Source organism: Aeromonas sp. 30P (genome assembly GCF_051919805.1).
Lineage (GTDB): Bacteria > Pseudomonadota > Gammaproteobacteria > Enterobacterales > Aeromonadaceae > Aeromonas > Aeromonas veronii.
Genome location: NZ_JBQBEA010000001.1, coordinates 4,806,824 through 4,826,888, shown reverse-complemented (window position 1 = coordinate 4,826,888; position 20,065 = coordinate 4,806,824). Strand labels below are relative to the sequence as shown.

General features: G+C 57.7%; 12 protein-coding genes and 2 pseudogenes. 7 read left to right on the top strand and 7 right to left on the bottom strand.

The window, feature by feature from the left end:
• Positions 1-175: 175 nt before the first annotated feature.
• The 5 genes and pseudogenes from ACTG2B_RS23000 to mioC form a co-directional block, all read right to left on the bottom strand.
• Entirely contained in the window at positions 176-1,084 is a 909-nt protein-coding gene (locus ACTG2B_RS23000) for a ParB/RepB/Spo0J family partition protein (protein ID WP_043820679.1), read from the bottom strand.
• Positions 1,081-1,882, bottom strand: a pseudogene (locus ACTG2B_RS22995) (ParA family protein). The gene ACTG2B_RS23000 and the pseudogene ACTG2B_RS22995 overlap by 4 nt, the downstream one beginning before the upstream one ends.
• A 26-nt stretch (positions 1,883-1,908) precedes the next feature.
• Positions 1,909-2,535, bottom strand: a complete 627-nt coding sequence (rsmG, locus tag ACTG2B_RS22990) for a 16S rRNA (guanine(527)-N(7))-methyltransferase RsmG (RefSeq protein ID WP_005339331.1) — start codon at positions 2,533-2,535, stop codon at positions 1,909-1,911.
• Positions 2,536-2,543: 8 nt separating this feature from the next.
• Positions 2,544-4,433 (bottom strand): tRNA uridine-5-carboxymethylaminomethyl(34) synthesis enzyme MnmG, encoded by a 1,890-nt coding sequence (gene mnmG, locus ACTG2B_RS22985; protein ID WP_005357220.1) that lies wholly within the window; start codon positions 4,431-4,433, stop codon positions 2,544-2,546.
• Between the two features lie 508 nt (positions 4,434-4,941).
• Positions 4,942-5,391, bottom strand: a complete 450-nt coding sequence (gene mioC / locus ACTG2B_RS22980; RefSeq protein ID WP_234603301.1) for an FMN-binding protein MioC — start codon at positions 5,389-5,391, stop codon at positions 4,942-4,944.
• Between the two features lie 396 nt (positions 5,392-5,787).
• On the opposite strand from mioC, the gene ACTG2B_RS22975 reads away from it, so the two are divergent.
• The 5 genes and pseudogenes from ACTG2B_RS22975 (at position 5,788) to fhuB (ending at position 13,320) form a co-directional block, all read left to right on the top strand.
• Positions 5,788-7,884 carry a TonB-dependent siderophore receptor gene (locus tag ACTG2B_RS22975; RefSeq protein ID WP_139444453.1) on the top strand — a complete coding sequence of 699 codons (2,097 nt, stop codon included), beginning with the start codon at positions 5,788-5,790 and terminating at the stop codon, positions 7,882-7,884.
• A gap of 79 nt (positions 7,885-7,963) precedes the next feature.
• The gene (locus tag ACTG2B_RS22970) at positions 7,964-9,610 is read left to right on the top strand and encodes a multidrug ABC transporter permease/ATP-binding protein (protein ID WP_439996893.1); all 1,647 of its coding nucleotides are present in this window, start codon (positions 7,964-7,966) and stop codon (positions 9,608-9,610) included.
• A 46-nt stretch (positions 9,611-9,656) separates the two neighbouring features.
• A complete protein-coding gene (locus tag ACTG2B_RS22965) occupies positions 9,657-10,421 on the top strand; it encodes an ATP-binding cassette domain-containing protein (RefSeq protein ID WP_439996892.1) in 765 nt (254 codons plus the stop codon).
• Between the two features lie 33 nt (positions 10,422-10,454).
• Entirely contained in the window at positions 10,455-11,339 is an 885-nt protein-coding gene (locus ACTG2B_RS22960) for an ABC transporter substrate-binding protein (protein WP_439996975.1), read from the top strand.
• Positions 11,336-13,320: pseudogene (fhuB, locus tag ACTG2B_RS22955) on the top strand (Fe(3+)-hydroxamate ABC transporter permease FhuB). The gene ACTG2B_RS22960 and the pseudogene fhuB overlap by 4 nt, the downstream one beginning before the upstream one ends.
• A 283-nt stretch (positions 13,321-13,603) precedes the next feature.
• On the opposite strand, the gene ACTG2B_RS22950 reads toward fhuB, so the two are convergent.
• Together ACTG2B_RS22950 and ACTG2B_RS22945 are read right to left on the bottom strand one after the other, a co-directional pair.
• Positions 13,604-14,923: a type II toxin-antitoxin system HipA family toxin gene (locus ACTG2B_RS22950; RefSeq protein WP_439996891.1), complete on the bottom strand. Its 1,320-nt coding sequence runs from the start codon at positions 14,921-14,923 to the stop codon at positions 13,604-13,606.
• Complete coding sequence (locus ACTG2B_RS22945) at positions 14,923-15,189, bottom strand: helix-turn-helix domain-containing protein (RefSeq protein ID WP_439996890.1); 267 nt, start codon at positions 15,187-15,189, stop codon at positions 14,923-14,925. The genes ACTG2B_RS22950 and ACTG2B_RS22945 overlap by 1 nt, the downstream gene beginning before the upstream one ends.
• 888 nt (positions 15,190-16,077) lie before the next feature.
• Here ACTG2B_RS22945 and ACTG2B_RS22940 point away from each other — a divergent pair.
• Together ACTG2B_RS22940 and hsdR are read left to right on the top strand one after the other, a co-directional pair.
• The gene (locus ACTG2B_RS22940; RefSeq protein WP_429221829.1) at positions 16,078-16,713 is read left to right on the top strand and encodes a recombinase family protein; all 636 of its coding nucleotides are present in this window, start codon (positions 16,078-16,080) and stop codon (positions 16,711-16,713) included.
• Positions 16,714-17,499: 786 nt separating this feature from the next.
• Positions 17,500-19,965, top strand: a complete 2,466-nt coding sequence (gene hsdR, locus ACTG2B_RS22935; RefSeq protein ID WP_042878561.1) for an EcoAI/FtnUII family type I restriction enzme subunit R — start codon at positions 17,500-17,502, stop codon at positions 19,963-19,965.
• Positions 19,966-20,065: the final 100 nt, after the last annotated feature.

Below are 20,065 nucleotides of genomic sequence, written 5' to 3'. Positions count from 1 at the left end.
AATCGGGATCCGAAGACCCCATGTTAACAGCTCTTAAAGCCGGTCAAATTATACCCTTGAGGGCAGCTATTGCAATATGACAAAAATCCTTAATTTTTGCGGCTTTCCGCGGCAAATCAGGGTTATGGTCATATCAAAAGGAATGGATGTTTTATTACTACAAAAAGCGTAAAAATCACGATTCCGACACGCCAAAATAGCCCAATATACGGTCCAAATCGGACAAATTCTCGTAACTTATTACTAACTTCCCGCTATCCCGCTTGCCAGGCTGAAGTTGCACCTGATTGCCAATTTTTTCTGCCAGTTGGCGCTCCAGGTAGCCGATCTGCGGATCACGGGCCGGTTCGACCCTGGCTTTTGCCGGTTCGAGCGCTTTTTGCACCAGCTTCTCGGTATCGCGTACGGTCAGCCCTTTCTGGGCAACCAGCTTGGCCAGTTCAGACTGGGCCTGGCCGCTCAGAGCCAGCAGGGCACGGGCATGGCCCATGTCGAGGTCGCCATGCTCGACGAAACGCTTCACGTCGTCGTTGAGCTGGTTGAGACGCAACAGGTTGGTCACCGTGGTGCGGGACTTGCCCACCGCCTCGGCCACCTGCTGGTGGGTGAGTTCGAATTCGGTCAGCAGTCTTTGTAAAGCGACCGCCTCTTCGATGGCATTGAGGTCTTCCCGCTGAATATTCTCTATCAGCGCGATGGCGACAGCAGCCTCGTCGGGTACATCCTTGACGATGCAGGGCACCACCTCAAGCCGCGCCAGCTGGGACGCGCGCCAGCGCCGTTCACCGGCGATGATTTCGAAGGATTGTTCGCCGAGAGGGCGTACCACGATGGGCTGGATCACCCCCTGGGCGCGGATGGAGTTGGCAAGCTCTTCCAGCGCATCCTGGGACATGTCTTTGCGGGGCTGGTACTTGCCGGAATGCAACCACTCCACCGGCAGCTTGCGCAGCTCGCCCTGATTGGTGGGGGCCATGGCCTCTTCAGTACGTTGATCGCTCATCACCTGTTTCTGGCGGGCAGCCGTGCTGGTACTGAGCAGGGCATCCAGCCCCTTGCCCAGTCCACGTTTTTTCGGAGTCATATGCTCTCTCGGTCTGCGATGGTCGCCTGACGTTCCTGCTCCTGGCGGCGCAGGATCTCGCCAGCCAGTGCGGTAGGCCTTGGCGCCCACCGATGATTTGTCATAGTGCATGGCCGGGGCACCGAAACTCGGGGCCTCCGCCAGTCTAACGTTGCGGGGAATGATGGTGCGGTAGACTTTGTCGCCAAAGTGCTGTTTTAGCTGATCGGACACGTCATTGGCCAGCCGGTTGCGGTGATCGAACATGGTGCGCAGCACCCCTTCGATCTTGAGATCCGGATTGACCACAGCGGCCAGCTTGCTGATGGTGTCGACCAGGGCGGTGAGCCCCTCCAGCGCGTAATATTCGCACTGCATGGGCACCAGCACGGAGTCGGCGGCGGCCATGGCGTTCACGGTCAGCATGTTGAGAGAGGGCGGGCAGTCGATGAAGACGTAGTCGTATTTGTCCCGCACCGAGGCCAGCGCATTGCGCAGGCGGATCTCGCGGGCGAAAAATTCCATCAGACGGATTTCAGCCGCGGTCACGTCGGCGTTGGCGGCGATCAGGTGATAACCCCCGGTAGTTTCGGGGATGATCACTTCGCTGATGGGGGCATCCTCGATCAGCAGCTCATAGGCGGTGCGCTCGACGTCATACTTGTCGACACCGCTGCCCATGGTGGCATTGCCCTGCGGATCCAGATCGATCACCAGCACCTTGCGCCGGGTGGCAGCCATGGAGGCGGCCAGATTCACACAGGTGGTGGTTTTACCCACTCCACCCTTCTGGTTGGCTATGGCGATGACTTTTCCCACACGATCCCCTAAATGAAACTGCGACCCTATTCGGGCTGGATATGTTTGAATTCCAGCAGATGACGTTCACCTTCCAGCTCCGGCACCCGCAACTCATGACAGGCTACCAGACGGATATTGGCAGGCAACTGGGCCAGCTCCTGCTCGGGATATTGTCCCTTGAGCGCCAGGAAGCAACCCTGTTCTGACGGCAGGTGGTGACACCAGCTCAGCATGTCCTCCAGCGAGGCAAATGCCCGACTCAGTACACCATCAAATCCCACCTCGGGTTGATACTCTTCAACCCGGGATTTGACCGGCGTCACATTGGTCAGACCCAGCTCCTGGATCACCTGACGGATGAAGTTGATCCGCTTGCCCAGACTGTCGAGCAGGACGAACTGCTTGTCCGGATTGATGATCGCCAGCGGCAATCCCGGCAGGCCGGGACCGGTCCCCACGTCGATGAAGCGCTCACCGTGCAAGTGGGGGCTTACCACCAGGCTATCGAGGATATGCTTGACCAGCATGGCGTCCGGATCTCGCACCGAGGTGAGATTGTAAGCCTTGTTCCACTTGTGCAGCAACTCGACCAACTGCACCAGTTGGCTCTTTTGGGTATCGGTGATAACAATTTCGGCCTGCTTGAGCAGGCCGTTCAATCTTTCCAACATGGGATTCCTCAGGCGGTTTTACGCAGCAGGCCGTGTTTTTTCAGGTGAACCAGCAGGATGGAGATGGCCGCCGGGGTGATGCCGGAGATGCGGGAAGCCTGACCAATGGTCTGCGGCTTGGCATCGTTCAGCTTGGCTTTCACCTCGTTGGAGAGGCCGTTCACCTCGCGATAGTCCAGATCCAGCGGCAACAAGGTGTTCTCGTTGCGCAGCTGCTTTTCCACTTCATCGTGCTGACGCTCGATGTAACCGGCGTACTTGATCTGGATCTCAACCTGTTCGGCCGCGGCAGGATCGGTCACGGAGGGGCCAACCCCTTCGATGGCCATCAGCGCATCATAGGTCACCTCGGGGCGACGCAGCAGCTCTTCCAGACTCTGCTCGCGGGTCAGCGGGGTATTGACCAGGGCGTTGACTGCCTCCAGTGACGGATGTTGCGGGTGGATCCAGGTTGAACGCATGCGCTGACGCTCCAGCTCGACCTGTTCCATCTTGGCGTTGAATTTGCTCCAGCGCTCGTCATCCACCAGACCCAGTTCGCGACCGATGGCAGTCAGGCGGATATCGGCGTTGTCTTCCCGCAGCAGCAGGCGATATTCGGCGCGGCTGGTGAACATGCGGTAAGGCTCGCGGGTCCCCAGAGTGGAGAGATCGTCCATCATCACGCCCATGTAGGCCTGATCCCGACGCGGGTTCCAGGGATCCTTGTCCTGGGCACGCAGTGCCGCGTTCAGACCCGCCATCAAGCCTTGTGCCGCCGCTTCTTCGTAACCGGTCGTGCCGTTAATCTGGCCGGCGAAGAACAGGTTTGGAATGCACTTGCTTTCCATGTTGGCCTTGAGATCCCGCGGATCGAAGAAATCATATTCGATGGCATAGCCGGGGCGGGTGATGTGGGCGTTCTCGAAGCCGCGCACGGAACGGACGATCTGCACCTGCACGTCAAACGGCAGGCTGGTGGAGATCCCGTTCGGATAGAGTTCGTGGGTAGTCAGGCCTTCCGGTTCGACGAAGATCTGGTGCGCCGTCTTGTCGGCGAAACGGGTGATCTTGTCTTCGATCGACGGGCAGTAGCGCGGGCCGATCCCTTCGATCACCCCGGCGTACATGGGGCTGCGATCCAGGTTATTGCGGATCACTTCGTGGGTACGCTCGTTGGTGTGGGTGACGTAGCAGGGCACCTGACGGGGATGCTGGCTGGCATTGCCGATAAACGAGAAGACGGGGCGCGGATCGTCGCCGTGCTGCTCCTGCATTACGGAGAAATCGACGCTGCGGGCATCGATGCGCGGCGGGGTGCCCGTCTTGAGACGATCGATGCGCAGCGGCAGTTCACGCAGGCGCTGGGCCAGGGCGATCGAGGGAGGATCCCCGGCACGACCGCCCTTGTAGTTTTCCATCCCGATGTGGATCAAACCGTTCAGGAAGGTACCGACCGTCAGCACCACTGTCTTGCCGCTGATGCGGATCCCGCTCTGGGTGACCACACCGGCAACACGATCCCCGTCCATGATCAGATCGTCACAGGCCTGCTGGAAGATCTTCAGGTTCGGGTAGTTCTCCAGCATCTGGCGAACGACGGCCTTGTAGAGCAGGCGATCAGCCTGGGCACGAGTGGCTCGCACTGCCGGGCCCTTGGAGGAGTTGAGGGTGCGGAACTGGATCCCGCCAAGATCAATGGCACGCGCCATGATCCCGCCGAGTGCGTCAACTTCCCTGACCAGGTGTCCCTTGCCGATCCCGCCGATCGCCGGATTACAGGACATGTGTCCCAGCGTATCGATATTGTGGGTCAGCAGCAGGGTGTTCATGCCCATACGGGCTGCCGCTGTTGCTGCTTCGGTTCCGGCATGACCGCCACCGACGACGATCACATCAAATTGTTCATGGTATTGCATTGGGATCACCTTGATCTGCACGCCTGAAGATCTTTATTTGCCTGGGCTAAAGGGCGGAACATTCTATCTGTTTCGCGTCCTGAGGGGAACGTCTACTTAACGTTCAGTATGAAGGGAGGATCCACTAATTAGATCTTAAGGATCTTTAGATCGATCTTTTACTGGATCTCTTATTAGGATCTGCCCTTTCTGTTGATAAGCACTTTTTGATCATAAAGATCATTAATTTAAGGACGATCCTAGCTTGTGGAAAAGCTTGGATCCTGGCCCGGTGAACGAGGGGATAACCAGGACTTTTATACACAGAGGTCTATCAGTCTGGATCTAATACATGGATAACTATAGGTTTTGCAGAGCTTTACACCGTAGTTATGCACATTACCCCTGGGCGTTGTGGGTAACCTTGTAGAACAACTCCCCCGGATCAATCTGTTAATAACATGGTGGATAGTCGATCTGGGGATAAGTGGGGAGATCAAGCTTTTTTTCAGGATCTCCCGTACGCTGATCAGGCGATCATCATCATCCAGTCGCGGATCCATACTTCTGCGGCATCTTCGGGGATCTCGTGTTGGGTCACATCGATGTCGAGCCGCTCGCCGATCCGGCTGGCACCGCACTCGGCCAGCAGCCGATCCAGCGTCTTGCCACCCTGGCAAAAGGTGTCATAACTGCTGTCGCCAAGGGCGATCACGCCATATTTCAATGAATTAAGATCCGGATGCTGCTCGGCAAGATCCTTGGCGAAGGGTTGCAGGTTGTCGGGCACATCCCCGGCACCATGGGTGGAAGTGACCACCAGCAGGATGGATCCCGCATCATCCAGCACCTCTGCCAGCTTGGCCGGGTTGTGGATGCGGGTCTGGTGGCCAGCCTGTTCCAGCAGGTTGGCGACGTGGTCTGCGACATATTCGGCGGCGCCCAGCATGGAGCCGACGACGAGATTTAGTTTGGCCATGGAATGGATCCTGATTTCAGACAAAGAAACGGAAAGCCGGATTCTACCGCCAAAGGGTGTGGATAAATATGGATAAAGCTTGGGGATAATGGATCCAGTCAGATAAGGCCACCGGATCCATCCTGCCGATCTTTTTTCTGCTTCTTTATATTCCTCTCAATTTTCTTCACCGCTCATAGCTCTCCTGATGACTCCCATCCCCTGCGAAATCCTGCCAACGATGCAGCTAGATAACAATGTAGATGCAAATGATTAGCAATTATTAAATCGATTCGATCACGGCTCCTGTAGTAGGATTGCGCTGCTTTATTCGCCCATGGAACAGGGTGATGTCGTGACAAACGACCACAAATAACAATTAAAACAACATAACTCATTGATAAACGAGACTTTAATATGATTGCGCAAAAATACACTACAGGACCCGGCAAGAAGGGCGCCTTCGGCGTGCTTTCGCTCTCCGGTTTGCTCGTCTCCCTGCCGCTGATGGCCGAACAAACCACCGCTGAGCTGCCCAAAGCCAGCGAAACCATGGTGGTGACCGGTACGGCCATGAAGGTGGAAGTGCCGATGGCCGAGACCCCTCGCGCCGTCTCAGTGGTTAATCGCGAGGAGCTGGATCAGCACGCCGTGTTGCAGCTGGATGAAGCGATTCGCTACCGTTCCGGCGTATTGACCGGCCTCTATGGCTCAGACAACAACACCGACTGGTTCAAGGTGCGTGGCTTCGATGCCGCCTCTTATCTGGATGGCAACCGCTTGTTTGGCACCGGCTACTACGTCTGGACGCCGGAACCGTTCGGTCTGGAGAGTGTGGAAGTGCTGAAGGGGCCAGCCTCGATCCTTTACGGTGAGGCGCCTCCGGGCGGGGTGATCAATGCCATCAGCAAGCGACCGACCGCCACGCCGCAAGGGCAGGTAGATCTGCAGCTTGGCAGCCGGGATCACCGTCAGGTCGGGGTGGATGTCTCTGATGCGCTCTCCGACAACAGCCGCTACCGCATGGTTGCTCTTTATAAAGAGCGTGATGGCGTGCTCACTGGCACCTATAACGATCGGGTTTATCTGGCGCCCAGCGTCACCTTCGATCTTTCGGATCGTACCAGCCTGACCCTGCTGGCCAGTTTCCTGCACGACGAAGGGGTCCCGACCAACGGCTTCTTCCCGGTCTATGGCACCCTGAATACGTCAGGTGGCCAGATTGATCCCTCCACCAACCTGAGCCAACCGGATTACGATCGCAACCGCAATACCCAGATCTCCACCGGTTATGAGCTGGCCCACCAGCTCAACCAGACCTGGGAGTTCAAGCAGAACGTCCGCTTCAACTACAACGATCTGCTGCTGCGCCAGACCTATATCTTCCCGACCTATGAAGGCACAACCGCCAGTCGTGGCCTGGTTTACCGTGATGGCAATACCAAGAGTGCCACCATGGATAACCAGATGGTGGGCTACTGGAACACCGACAGCACCGAGCAGACCTTGTTGCTGGGGGTTGATCTGCAGCGTCATGTCAATGAAGGGGTCGAGGCCGACAACTACGGTATGGGCACCATCAATACCATGAACCCGGATTACAGCGGCTTCCCCGGTTTTGATGAGTCGACCGCCACTCACCAGAAGAGCAGCAAGGGCCAGAGCGGCCTCTATGCCCAGCACCAGATCCGCTGGGACGATCGCTGGTTGCTGACTGCCGGTGGCCGTTTCGACTATGTGGAGACCCACAACACCAATACCAGCAAGGACGAGCGCCAGTACGATCACGAGCTCTCCCTCTCGGGCAGCCTGATGTATCTGGCTGACAACGGCCTCTCTCCCTACTTTGCCTATGCCGAGTCGTTCGAGGTGCTGCCGGGGATCGATCCTAACACCCGAAACTCCTACAAGCCGCTCAAGGGCAAGCTCTACGAGACTGGCGTGAAGTATGCGCCAGCCTTCCTCGACGGTTACATCAATCTGGCGCTGTTCGATCTGGCCCAGACCAACTCGCTGGTCTCTACCGGTTCCGGCCAGCAGACCCAGGCGGGTGAAGTGACCTCTCAGGGGATTGAGCTGGAAGGGAGCGTGCAGGTGACCGATGCGCTGCGTCTGACCGCTGCTTATACCTACACAGATGCCAAAACCAACGACACCGGCAGTGGCGATCGCCGTGCCAGCCTGATCCCGCGCCACCAGGCCTCCTTCTGGGGTAACTACAAGGTGCAGCAAGGGGTGGCTTCGGGTCTGGAGCTGGGGACCGGTGTGCGTTATATCGGTTCCAGCGTGGGTATTGGCGCCGTGAATGCGGACTACACCCCCATCTACGGCTCTGCCGAGGTGCCGGCCCATACTGTGTGGGATGCGATGATCGGGTATGACTTTGCCAAGAACTGGCGTGCCCAGCTCAACGTCAACAACCTGCTGGGTGAAACCTACGTGGCCAGTTGTGACTACTACTGCTACTACGGCGAGCCGCGCAGCGTAGTGGGCAGCATCAACTACCGCTGGTAATCGAAGTCGGGCGGGAACCGGGTTCCCGCCCTTCTTTTCACCCGCAGTTGTTCTGATCTCTCTGGAATACCGGTCCTCTATGGAACTCTTGTCTCTGGTTTATCGCCAATATCGTTGGCCTTTTATCGCCATCACCCTGCTCAGTCTGCTCAGTGCCGTCAGCGGGATTGGCGTCATTGCTTTTATCAATCACTCTCTTATCGAATCTATAGGTGATCCGCTGCCGATCCTCGGTCAGCTGGTCGGCCTCATTGTGTTGCTGCTGGTGATCACTCTCGGATCTCAGCTGGCCCTGACCACTCTCGGTCACCATTTTGTCTACCGGTTGCGCGGCCGTCTGCTCAAGCAACTGCTGGATACCGATGTCGCCCGCATTCGCCAGATAGGTCAGGGGCCGCTGCTGGCCTCCCTCTCCAGCGATATCGGCCAGATCACCATTGCCTTCGTGCGCCTGCCTGAGCTGGTGCAGGGGCTGGTACTCACGCTGGGCTCTGCCCTCTATCTTGGCTGTCTCTCTCCGGCCCTGCTCGGGGTGACCGCCCTCTGGGTCACCTTCACCATGGTGGTGGGCTGGTTGCTGGTGAACCGTGTTTATCGCCATCTCTCCCACATGCGTCAGGCCGAAGATCGGCTCTATCAGAACTATCAGGCCATCATCGCCGGCAGCAAGGAGCTGGCGCTAAACCGCGAGCGGGCTCACTTCGTTTACCACCAGCTCTATGAGCAAAATGCCCGTGACTACCGCCAGCAGATCATTCGCGCCGACACCTATCACCTGAGCGCGGTGAACTGGTCGAATATCATGATGCTGGGGGCCATCGGTCTGGTCTTCTTTCTGGCCAACGGCCTTGGCTGGGCCAACACCAATGTGGCCGCCACCTTCGCCCTGACCCTGCTGTTCCTGCGCACCCCGCTGTTGCAGGGGATTGGCGCCCTGCCGACCCTGCTTGCCGCTCAGGTGGCGTTCGACAAGATCGCCGCCCTCAATCTGGCCGAGCCGGATGCGGACTTCCCGCTGCCGCCCGCCATCCGCCCCTGGCAGCGTATCGAGCTGGAGCAGGTGAGCTTTCACTATCAGGGGGAGGGCGGTTTTACCGTTGGCCCCATCGATCTGGTCATCGAAAAGGGGGAGCAGATCTTCATCATCGGTGGCAATGGATCCGGCAAGTCGACGCTGGCCATGCTGTTGACCGGCCTCTACCAGCCGGTATCGGGCCGGATCCTGCTGGATGGTGAGCCGATCACCGATCGCAATGGCTATCTGGCGCTCTTCTCCGCCATCTTTACCGACTATCACCTGTTCCAGCACCTGCTGGGGCCGGAACCCAAGGATGAGCTGGTGGCCGAGTGGTTGGAGCGGTTGCAGATGGGCAGCAAGCTCACCATCGAGGATGGCTTTATCGCCGATATCGATCTCTCCCAAGGGCAGCGCAAGCGGGTCGCCCTGCTGCTGGCGCTGGCCGAGCAGCGCGAAGTGATGCTGTTTGACGAGTGGGCCGCGGATCAGGATCCCCAGTTCCGCCGCATCTTCTATCAGGTACTGCTGCCGCGCCTCAGGGAGATGGGCAAGACGGTGATCGCCATCAGCCACGACGATCACTACTTCCCGCTGGCCGATCGCCTGCTGGAGATGCGCCAGGGCCAGCTCACTGAGCTGACCGGGGCGCGCCGCGCCGAAGTGAGCCGCGATGCGATCGCCCATCTGGATTGCGAGGTGCCGGCTTGATACCGGCACCGATGAGACTGGCGGCAAGCCAGCACAGGAATTGCTTATGTTCGAGATGAAATCAGCCAGCTTCACGGTCAGTGACCGCACGCTGCTGCACCCCACCGACCTGCGTTTCGAGCAGGGACAGGTCTATGGCCTCATCGGCCACAATGGTTCGGGTAAATCGACCCTGCTCAAGCTGCTGGCACGCCAGCAACCCCTCAGCGACGGCGAGATCCTGTTCGATGGCAAGCCGCTGCCTGACTGGGGCAACCGGGAGTTTGCCCGTCAGGTGGCCTATCTGCCCCAGCATCTGCCGAGCGCCGAGAATCTGCTCGGGCGGGAGCTGGTGGAGATGGGCCGCTACCCCTGGCGTGGCCTGCTGGGCCGGATGGGGGCGGAGGATCACCGTCAGGTCGATCGGGCCATCGCCCTTACCCATACCGAACGCTTTGCCGATCGGCTGGTGGATACCCTCTCCGGCGGCGAGCGGGGGCGGGTCTGGCTGGCGATGCTGCTGGCCCAGGAGAGCCGCTTTATCCTGCTGGACGAGCCGCTGGCCGCGCTGGATGTGGCCCATCAGGTGGAGGTGCTGACGCTCGTCAAGCAGTTGAGCCGTCAGCTCAACCTTGGGGTCATCATCGTCATTCACGACATCAATATGGCCTCCCGCTTCTGTGATCGGCTGGTGGCGCTCCACTCCGGCCGCCTGCTCACCCACGGTGAACCTGAGGGGCTCATGACCAGCGAGACCCTGAACGCCATCTATGGCATCCCGATGGAGGTCATTCGCCACCCGGCTCATGCTCATCCCATCGCCATCGTCTGACCGGGGGCATCCTTGAACCGTTTATTGAAGAAGATGGCACCCTGCCTTATCAGCCTGCTGCTGCCACTTGCGGCGCAGGCCGAAACATCTCCGAGCGCCTCTGCGCCGCTACCCCGTATCGCCACCGTCGACTGGACCATAGCCGAGACCCTGCTGGCACTCGGGGTGACGCCGCTGGCCGTTGGGGATGCAGGCCCCTATCAGGCATGGGTCGGCGAGCCACGGCTACCTGCCGGAGTGGTGGATATCGGCCTGCGCACCCAGCCCAACCGTGAGCTGCTGGCGGAGCTCAAACCCGATCGCATCCTCATCTCGCCGCTGGCGGCCCCGCTGGCGCCAACTCTTTCCCGCATCGCGCCGGTGAGCAACATCGCCCTCTATGATGGGCAAACCGATCTGTGGCAGAGACTACACGAGGTGACCCTGACCCTCGCCCGCATGGTGGGCAAAACCGCCGAGGGCGAACGGCTGCTGGCCGGGCTGGATCGGGATCTCGCCAGAATACAGGCCAGATTGCCTGCGGATCTGCCGCCTCTGCTGGTGGTGCAGTTTATCGATGAGCGCCATGTGCGGGTGTTTGGTCGCCACAGCCTGTTCGATGCGGTGATGACGCGGCTTGGGCTGCGTAATGGTTGGCAGGAGCAGACCAATGACTGGGGTTTCTCGGTGGTCAGCATCGAGCAGTTTATGACGTTGCCAACCGCGCGGCTGGTGGTGGTCGATCCCATCCCGGTAGGGGTGAGCGAACGGCTGCAGGAGCCTGGGCTGTGGCAGCATATGCCGCTGGTACGCCAAGCCCCCGTGCTGCATCTGCCTGCGGTCTGGAGTTTTGGTGGCGTATTGGCCGCCCGCCGTTTCGCCGGTCTGCTCAGCGATGCATTGCTGCAAGATGCCGAGCGTATGGAGGCTAGCCGATGAAGCGACTGCTCACATCGCCGCTGCTGCGGCCGGTCTCGATCCTGCTGGGATTGACCCTCTTGCTCGCGTATTGGGAGCTGGCTCGCCAGCTGCCCGGTGCGCTCTGGTGGCAGAGCCTCTTCGCCCCCAATCTGAATGACGTCAGCCAAGCAGTGGTGCATTTCAGCTGGCTGCCCCGCTTGGCGGTCACCCTGCTGGCCGGGGCGGCGCTCGGGCTGGCGGGCACCCTGATGCAGCAGGTGCTGCGCAACCCGCTCGCGTCACCGACCACCTTGGGGGTGGCCTCCGGTGCCCAACTGGCGTTGATGATGGTGACCCTGTGTTTGCCCCCTCCTGGTTGCTGTTGGGGCGGGAGTGGATCGCCATGGCCGGTGGCAGCCTAGCGATGGCACTGGTGTTTGCCCTGGCCTGGCGTCGCCAGCTCAATCCGGTGGTCATCGTCTTTGCCGGGCTGGTGATCAACCTCTATCTGGCGGCCATCAGCATGGGACTCTTGCTGTTCTTTCAGGAGGAGCTGAAAGGTTTGTTGGTGTGGGGCAGTGGCTCGCTAGTGCAGAACAGCTGGAGCGGGGTGAGTTACCTGTTGCCCCGCCTGCTGGCAGCCGCTTTGCTGGCCGCAGTACTGGTGCGCCCGCTGGCGGTGCTGGAGCTGGATGATGCCAGCGCCCGCAGTCTGGGGGTCTCCCTGCAGCATCTGCGTTTTGCCGGACTGGGGCTGGCGGTGTTTGTCACCGCTTGCGTGGTGAGCGTGGTGGGGCTGATCGGCTTTATCGGGCTGGCCGCACCCGCCATGGTGCGGCTGCTCGGGATCCGCCAGCTCGGCCAGCGGCTGTTGTGGGCACCGATCCTCGGCGCCCTGCTGCTGGCGGCGACCGATCTGCTACTGCAGAGCCTGAGCCGCTTCTGGCCAGTTTTGATCCCCACCGGCGCCATGACCGCCCTGCTGGGGGCGCCGCTGCTGCTCTGGCTGATCCCGCGCCTTGGCATCAAGTCGGGTACGCCAAAGGCAAACGCCGGCCTGCTGGTGGCCCGCCATCCGGCACCGGCTCGCCTTATTGGCCTGTTGTTGGTCGGGCTGTTGCTGGCCATGGTCGCCTCCCTGCTGTTGGGTCAGGGAATGACGGGCTGGAGCTGGCCAAGCTGGCTGCGCTGGCAGGCTCAACTGGAGTGGCGGTTGCCGCGCACTCTGGCGGCGGGGGCGGCTGGTGTGTTGCTGGCGCTGGCGGGCACCCTGTTGCAGCGGGTCAGCCACAACCCGATGGCGAGCCCGGAGCTGCTGGGGGTGAGCGGCGGCACCTTTATGGGGGTGATAGCGACGGCGTTGTTGCTGCCTGCATTGCCCCTGCCGCTGATGCTGTCCGGTGGCCTGCTCGGTGCCTTCGGCTGCCTGTTGCTGCTGGTGGTGGTTAATCGCAAGCACGGCTTCCAGCCGGAGCGGATCCTGCTTTCAGGTATTGCCATCACGGCACTGTTTGAGCCGCTGCAGGCCATCGCGCTGGCCAATGGTGACCTGCGGGTGCAGCAACTGCTCTCCTGGATGTCCGGCTCCACCTACTACGTCACCCTGCCGGTGGCCTATGGGCTAGTGGGGCTGGCGCTGTTGATGCTGGCCGCCTGCCTGCTTGTCAGCCGCTGGCTCGATCTGCTGCCGATGGGTAGTGCTGTAGCGACCGCACTCGGCATTCGCCTCAACCGTGCCCAGCTTGCCATCCTGCTGCTGGTGGCCGTGCTCACCGCCAGTGCCACCCTGGTGGTGGGGCCGCTCTCCTTCGTCGGTCTGTTGGCGCCACATATGGCCAAGCTGATGGGTCTGGTGCGGGCTCGCTGGCACCTGCTTGGGGCCGCCGCTTCCGGTGCCCTGTTGATGGTGTCGGCTGACTGGGTCGGCCAGCAGATCCTCTTCCCGCAGGAGGTGCCGGTCGGTCTGGTCTCCACCCTGTTAGGGGGCGCTTACTTCATGTGGTGCCTGCGCCGCCTCTAGGTTTGCGGATAAAAAACATACAAAAAGCCCGGGATGAACCCGGGCTTTTTATTGTTTGCCGAACCGGCTTACTTGCCGATGCAGAATGTAAATAATCTATTATCTTCAATATGTTAGTGACTTTTCGGGGGCCACTTGGGGTAAAAGTAACTAAAACAGCATATTGAGAGGCCGCTCACAGGTTTCTGCTATCGTGCTGCGTTCCCACATAGTCCATTCTCGATCGTGCAGCCTTCCCATCGGTGGTTTGGCTAACCGTGCAATCACCCCACATACCGCCAATTTAATCCCAGCCTTTTATCAGCCTGGCAGAGCGGGCTTTTAGGCCCTCTAGAATGGAGCTGCTGATGGCATCGGGGAAGCCTGCCGGCAATTGCTGGGTAACGCGTTCAATAACATCATCAACGGAGTTGGCCAGTTCTGTCAGGATCTCTTCCATAGCAGAACGCTCAAATCCCACAGCTTTCGCCGTTTGGAAGAAATGGCGCGGGAATATCTGCTCAATGGCGTACTTCTTTCCCTTGCTGCTTGCTAGGCCCATAGCGAGCTTGGCGTCCCTTCGGTTGAGGCCTCGGCCGCCAAACACTGGATAGACAGATAGGATGTCGTAAAAAGGGGTCAGGCGAAAACGCCCTTCCGGTTCAATAAAGACCGAGAAGTTCTTTGCATGGCCATCGGTGGCCGCCAGCAGCCAGAACAGGACCTGAGATTTCATGAACAGGTAGCGATCCTGTTCTGGTGTCGCAGAGCCCAGCAAGGTTTTCATGATGTCAGTGATCCCCGGTCCTCCATGGCTCTCGTATTTCCGTGCTGACGGAACATTCAATACCTGACAGAAATCTTCTTGGGGAAGGCGCATGATCCAACTGCGATCTGTAGCGTAACGTCTGTCGAAGCGTTCCACCGCAAGTGCTTTGACCTGGCCAACCTGCATCATGAAGCAGTGAGGTACGGGTAGACCAAACTCCTTGGCAATCAGAGTGCAGATGTATTCGTTTTCTACGCTCTGGGAGAGGTCTATCGAGTAGGAGTGGCTTTCAATCTTGCCGATAGGGAGTTTAATAATGTGGGTTGTCGGCGTTGCGTTGAGTGGCAAGTACCAGCGGCCATCGAGATAGAGCAGCGCAGTCTTTTCTTGCGCCCCGGCGATAGAGATCCGGAACTCCTCTTGCTCCCTGACCATCCCCAAAGGGATTCCTGATTTGTAGCTGGTCAGGATCTGCTCGAGCTCGTCATCGGAAAGTGCCTTGTAGTCGATTCGCCTGACATCTGGAACATCGTGCCCTTCGGTAACCAGCTGTAATGCCCCTACGCTATCCTGGCCAATGCAACTGAGCAGATCGAAGGGCTGGGTTGATACCGCTTGATAGCGTGCTACAACCCTGTTCCTCACCTCCGTATTATCTGGCAGCAGGTTGTCGAAGAAGTTATAGGCTTCATCGCCCCGGTAGGCCTGATGGCGCAATGGCATGGAGAGTGAGATGGGACGGCTGCCCGGTTGTGCTAGCCATGACCCATGGTACTGAAACTGATGGGCGCCGCTGGTAGTTTTGGTGAATGTGCCCACCCGATAGCCGTTCATGTAGACAGCCAGATTGGCCATTACCACTCCTCCTTCCAGCCCGATGCCGGACTATCGGATGACTCATTGCGGGGTTTGATATCCACTGACAATTCGAGTGCTGCGAGGATCTTGAACAGGGTTTCCAGCTTGGTGGACTCAGGGTTGAGCTCGAAGCTGGAGACAGTGTCTTGCCTAATCCCCACTTTCTCGGCCACTTTGCCTTGAGAGAGCTTTTGAGAAAGTCTGGCATCCTTGATACAGGCGCTCAGTTGCTTGGCTTGGCGCTGGTTACTTTCATGATTCAACAACCTGGTAGCGTGCCTTCTTCCAATTTACACGCTATGGCAGGTATATCAATATTTATCTGTTATAGAGGGTAAGTATCATTTACACGCCATAGGCGGTATTTAACATTTATCCCCTATAGCGGGTAAGAGAACAGCAGACGGGGAGATTACCCAACCAGTTGAGACCTTGCTCTGCAAACGTCAATAGTTGGTTACTTTAGCTCTGAGCGATCAGGCCGCAGATTATCTTGAGTCCGATAATAAGGTCATCGTGCACTAACGCGTTGCGCAGGCCAATGAGCTTGCGCAGAGTGTCAGAGGGGATAGCCTTGCGGCCCGAGAAGGTGGACCTATTAAAAAATTGAATCGGCCTTGGAGCGTGGGGCCAAAAGAACCTAGCGTCATCACCAGTAAGGTGGCTGGGAGAGGACATAAACTAGGGCTACGCGTTGATTATTGCAGTTCAAGTCAGAACGGAAAAGGTACATATCCGAGCATATGTACTAATTTTGGGCTGAAAAATCATACATCTTACTCACTCAAACCATGGGGTAAAGAACTGCCGCGCTACGCTTGGCTGCTGGCTTGTTCGGCGAGTCGAAAAGATGACTCACCTCAAAGCCCAGCTTCTGTAGATTTCCTCCTTTGGCAGCCCATTCAGCAGATCAGGAATCGTGAGCAACGTCGCTTAAATACTCAAATACAACTCAAAAGCGACTTTGTGATGACGGATCACACTTAAAGTTTGTGCTGTCAGATCAAAAGGCTATCGAAAGGTCGTGTTTTGATCGTCATGCGGTGGTTTTAAAAAGGTATACCCCATAAAAACCACTTAATACCCTCTCGAAAATCATATTGAAACCACTTATATTGAACCAATAATTCGGAACCAGTTTAAACAGACTGATGGGAGTTTCAATGTTCATACGGGCGTATTTACGTGCATCGACTGTGGAACAGGATGCTGAGCGGGCACGAGAGCTGCTGATTGGTTTTGCTGCTGAGCATGGCCATCAGATTGCCAGTTTCTATGTAGAGAATGAGTCGGGGGCGACGCTGGACAGGCCTGAGCTTATGAGGCTGATCCGCGACGCTGCAGATCGTGACATTGTGCTGGTAGAGCAGATTGATCGTCTGGCCCGTCTCAATCAGACGGATTGGCAAACATTGAAGCAGTTGCTAGCTCAGAAACAGCTCTCCATCGTTTCTCCGGAGCTTCCGACTTCCTGGGTGGCGTTACAGGGGGACAGCCGCTCCGAGTTCACCAGCGCCATCTTGCAGGCTGTAAATGGCATGCTGCTGGATATGCTGGCAGCCGTCGCTCGCAAAGACTACGAAGATCGCCGACGCAGGCAACAGCAGGGTATTGCCAAGGCCAGGGATGAGGGGAAATATCGCGGTCGCCAGAAAGATGAAAAGAAGCGTCAGCACATCGCACAGTTGTTGAGCACCGGACACAGCTACTCGGTGATCCAGGAAATGTTGGGCTGCTCCCGCCATCTGATTTCGTGCGTGGCAAAAGAGGTTCGTTCAGCAAAATAGCGGGTCATTTATCCGAGGCATCCATGTGACTCTTCTCGATATACAGCCACGCAGCAAAGGCGCCAAACCCTATCAGGAATGAAAACAGGAGGATCAGGATGACGATGCTGTTCATGGTGATGGCCTCAGGTGTAGCGGATAAAGGATGCAATCAGGTGATCGTGTGACCAAACTCCATATCACCATGGACTCTGCTCAGGAAAAAATCAACAACGCGCTGAAAGTATTGAAGTTTGTTCGCTCGCGACAAACATGATTGCGTGGAATCACGCAGGATGTGGGGCCATGAAATGAGCCTTGTCATCCCCAGCCAATTCCCGTCCAGTTTCTTTCCACATAACTATCTATCTGGAAAAATGGTGCGAATTTTCCACATAGTGGAATGCTTGTTCAGAACCAGTTATGTGGAATCCTGATCGAAGAATTCCTATCTATCTGGAAATTTCGTGCCGTTTTTCTCTCTGGAATATTGGTCATCTTGTTTGGAGGGATGATGGACTCTGGTGTGCTGAAATATGGGGGACGGATTCCTATCTATCTGGAATCTTGGCCTGTGCATTCAGAGGGAGCCAAGCCGGCTAACTGGCTATGGGACTAACTCAAGCGATGCCCTTCAACAAGCATTCACTACGACCTAGTTATGCCATTGCCAGACGTATCCTTGACCCGAAGGCATGCCATCAAGAGCTGCACCCCATGTTGCTTTATGAGTCTGAAATCAATAAAACCCGGCTGATTTTATGAGAGAATCTTGAGCAATATTGTCCCCCGACCGGAAGAGTTCTCATGGCCGAGATCAACAAAGCAACCCTCACCGAAGCCGACATCATCTCCAAATACTTACTGCCTGCTATCAAGGCTGCTGGATGGGATGACCTGACCCAGGTCCGTCAGGAGGTGAAGCTGCGGGATGGCAAGGTGGTGGTGCGCGGCCAGTTGGCGGCCCGCAAAAAGGTCAAATCGGCCGATATCGTGCTCTATCACAAGCTGGGCTTGCCACTGGCGGTGATCGAGGCCAAAGCCAACAAGCATGAGATTGGCAAGGGGATGCAACAGGGGCTCGATTATGCCCGCCTGCTGGATGTGCCCTTCGTATTTGCCAGCAACGGAGATGGCTTCGTATTTCATGACAAGACCAATCCGGCCAAGTTGGAATCCGAGATTGCGCTGGAGGACTTCCCCAGCCCGGGCCAGCTTTGGGACAAGCTCTGCACCTGGAAGGGCTTCACCCAGGCCCAACTGCCTGTCATCAGTCAGGACTATTACTCGGATGGCAGCGGCAAATCTCCCCGCTATTACCAGCTGCAGGCCATCAACAAGACCGTAGAAGCCATATCGAAAGGTGAGGATCGGGTATTGCTGGTGATGGCCACCGGCACCGGCAAGACCTACACCGCATTTCAGATCATCTGGCGTTTGTGGAAGGCGCGCGCCAAGAAGCGCATCCTGTTTCTGGCCGATCGCAACATTCTGGTGGATCAGACCAAGATCAATGACTTTCAGCCCTTTGGCTCGGCCATGACTAAGGTCACCGGGCGCACGATCGACCCCGCCTATGAGATCCACCTTGCCCTATATCAGGCGCTCACCGGGCCGGAAGAGTCGCAGAAAGCCTTCAAGCAGGTCTCAGCCGACTTCTTCGACCTGATCGTGGTGGATGAGTGCCATCGGGGCAGCGCCGCCGAAGACAGCGCCTGGCGCGAGATCCTCGAATACTTCTCATCGGCCACCCAGATTGGTCTCACCGCCACGCCCAAAGAGACCGAAACCGTCTCCAGCACCGATTACTTCGGTGACCCTGTTTATACCTACTCCCTCAAAGAGGGGATCGAAGATGGCTTTCTTGCCCCCTACAAGGTGGTGCGGGTCGATATCGATGTCGATCTGCAGGGGTGGCGTCCCACCAAAGGGCAGATGGACAAACAGGGCAACCTGATTGAAGACCGTATCTATAACCAGAAGGATTTTGACCGCACTCTGGTGATCGACGAGCGTACCCAGCTGGTGGCCGAGACCATCACCAACTACCTCAAGAAAACCGACCCGATGGCCAAGACCATCGTGTTCTGCAACGACATCGATCATGCCGACCGGATGCGACGGGCGCTGGTCAACCTCAACCCGGAACAGATGGCCAAGGATGAGCGCTATGTGATGAAAATCACTGGCGATGATGACCTTGGCAAAGCCCAGCTCGACAACTTCATCAACCCGAAAAAGCCCTATCCGGTCATCGCTACTACCTCCGAGCTGATGACCACTGGCGTCGATGCCAAAACCTGCAAGCTGGTGGTGCTGGACCAAAACATCCAGTCCATGACCAAGTTCAAGCAGATCATCGGCCGTGGTACCCGTATCGACGACAAGTACGGCAAGCTCTGGTTTACCATTCTTGACTTCAAGAAGGCTACCGAGCTGTTTGCCGATCCCCGTTTCGACGGCGAACCGGAGCGCGTCATGGTGGTCAAGCCGGCAGACATCAACAATCCGGATGATGGCTTGGGCGATATCATCGATGGCGCCGATCCGCTGCCAACCGATGAACCCGGCGACCATGGCGATCCGTTTGCCCCCGGAGTAGATGAACAACCCGGCAGCTACACAACCGGTAGTGATGGTGGCCAGAGTGGCGCAGGGGGTCAGGGCACAGGCCCGCTGGGTGGCCCCGAGCCCGGGGTCAGCAAGTATTATGTCAACGGCGTGGCGGTCAGCGTCATCGCCGAGCGGGTGCAGTATTACGATGTCGATGGCAAGTTGGTGACCGAATCCTTCAAGGACTACACCAAGAAGACCCTGCTCAAAGAGTTTGCCACCCTGGATGCCTTCACCAAACGTTGGCAAGCCGCCGAACGCAAGCAAGCCATCATGGATGAATTGGCTCAGGCGGGCGTGCTGTGGGAGGTGTTGGAGCAGGAAGTGGGTAAGGAGCTCGACCCGTTCGACCTTATCTGCCACGTGGTATACGATCAGCCGCCACTGACCCGCCGCGAGCGGGCCAACAACGTCAAAAAGCGCAACTACTTCACCAAGTACAACGACACCGCCCAGCAGGTATTAACCCGCCTGCTCGACAAGTATGCCGATCAGGGGGTGACCGAGATTGAGACCAAGGATGCGCTAAAAGTCGCTCCCTTTACCGAGTTGGGTCGCCCGCTGGAGTTGGCCAAGAAGGGTTTTGGTGGCCCCAAACAGTTCGAGCAGGCCATCACCGAACTGGAGCAAGAAATTTACCGTGAGCAGCAGAGCGCCTGACGACCTGACTGCTTCTGAACTACCATGCGGCCATTCCAATGATGGCCGCTTGTTTTATCGATACTCCTGACGCATTCGCCCCTGTATTCGTCACCATTTT

Bases quoted from the DNA above. Each gene is read 5' to 3' on its own strand.
- ACTG2B_RS23000 (WP_043820679.1), bottom strand. From the start codon at position 1,084: ATGACTCCGAAAAAACGTGGACTGGGCAAGGGGCTGGATGCCCTGCTC.
- rsmG (WP_005339331.1), bottom strand. From the start codon at position 2,535: ATGTTGGAAAGATTGAACGGCCTGCTCAAGCAGGCCGAAATTGTTATC.
- mnmG (WP_005357220.1), bottom strand. From the start codon at position 4,433: ATGCAATACCATGAACAATTTGATGTGATCGTCGTCGGTGGCGGTCAT.
- mioC (WP_234603301.1), bottom strand. From the start codon at position 5,391: ATGGCCAAACTAAATCTCGTCGTCGGCTCCATGCTGGGCGCCGCCGAA.
- ACTG2B_RS22975 (WP_139444453.1), top strand. From the start codon at position 5,788: ATGATTGCGCAAAAATACACTACAGGACCCGGCAAGAAGGGCGCCTTC.
- ACTG2B_RS22970 (WP_439996893.1), top strand. From the start codon at position 7,964: ATGGAACTCTTGTCTCTGGTTTATCGCCAATATCGTTGGCCTTTTATC.
- ACTG2B_RS22965 (WP_439996892.1), top strand. From the start codon at position 9,657: ATGTTCGAGATGAAATCAGCCAGCTTCACGGTCAGTGACCGCACGCTG.
- ACTG2B_RS22960 (WP_439996975.1), top strand. From the start codon at position 10,455: ATGGCACCCTGCCTTATCAGCCTGCTGCTGCCACTTGCGGCGCAGGCC.
- ACTG2B_RS22950 (WP_439996891.1), bottom strand. From the start codon at position 14,923: ATGGCCAATCTGGCTGTCTACATGAACGGCTATCGGGTGGGCACATTC.
- ACTG2B_RS22940 (WP_429221829.1), top strand. From the start codon at position 16,078: ATGGGAGTTTCAATGTTCATACGGGCGTATTTACGTGCATCGACTGTG.
- hsdR (WP_042878561.1), top strand. From the start codon at position 17,500: ATGGCCGAGATCAACAAAGCAACCCTCACCGAAGCCGACATCATCTCC.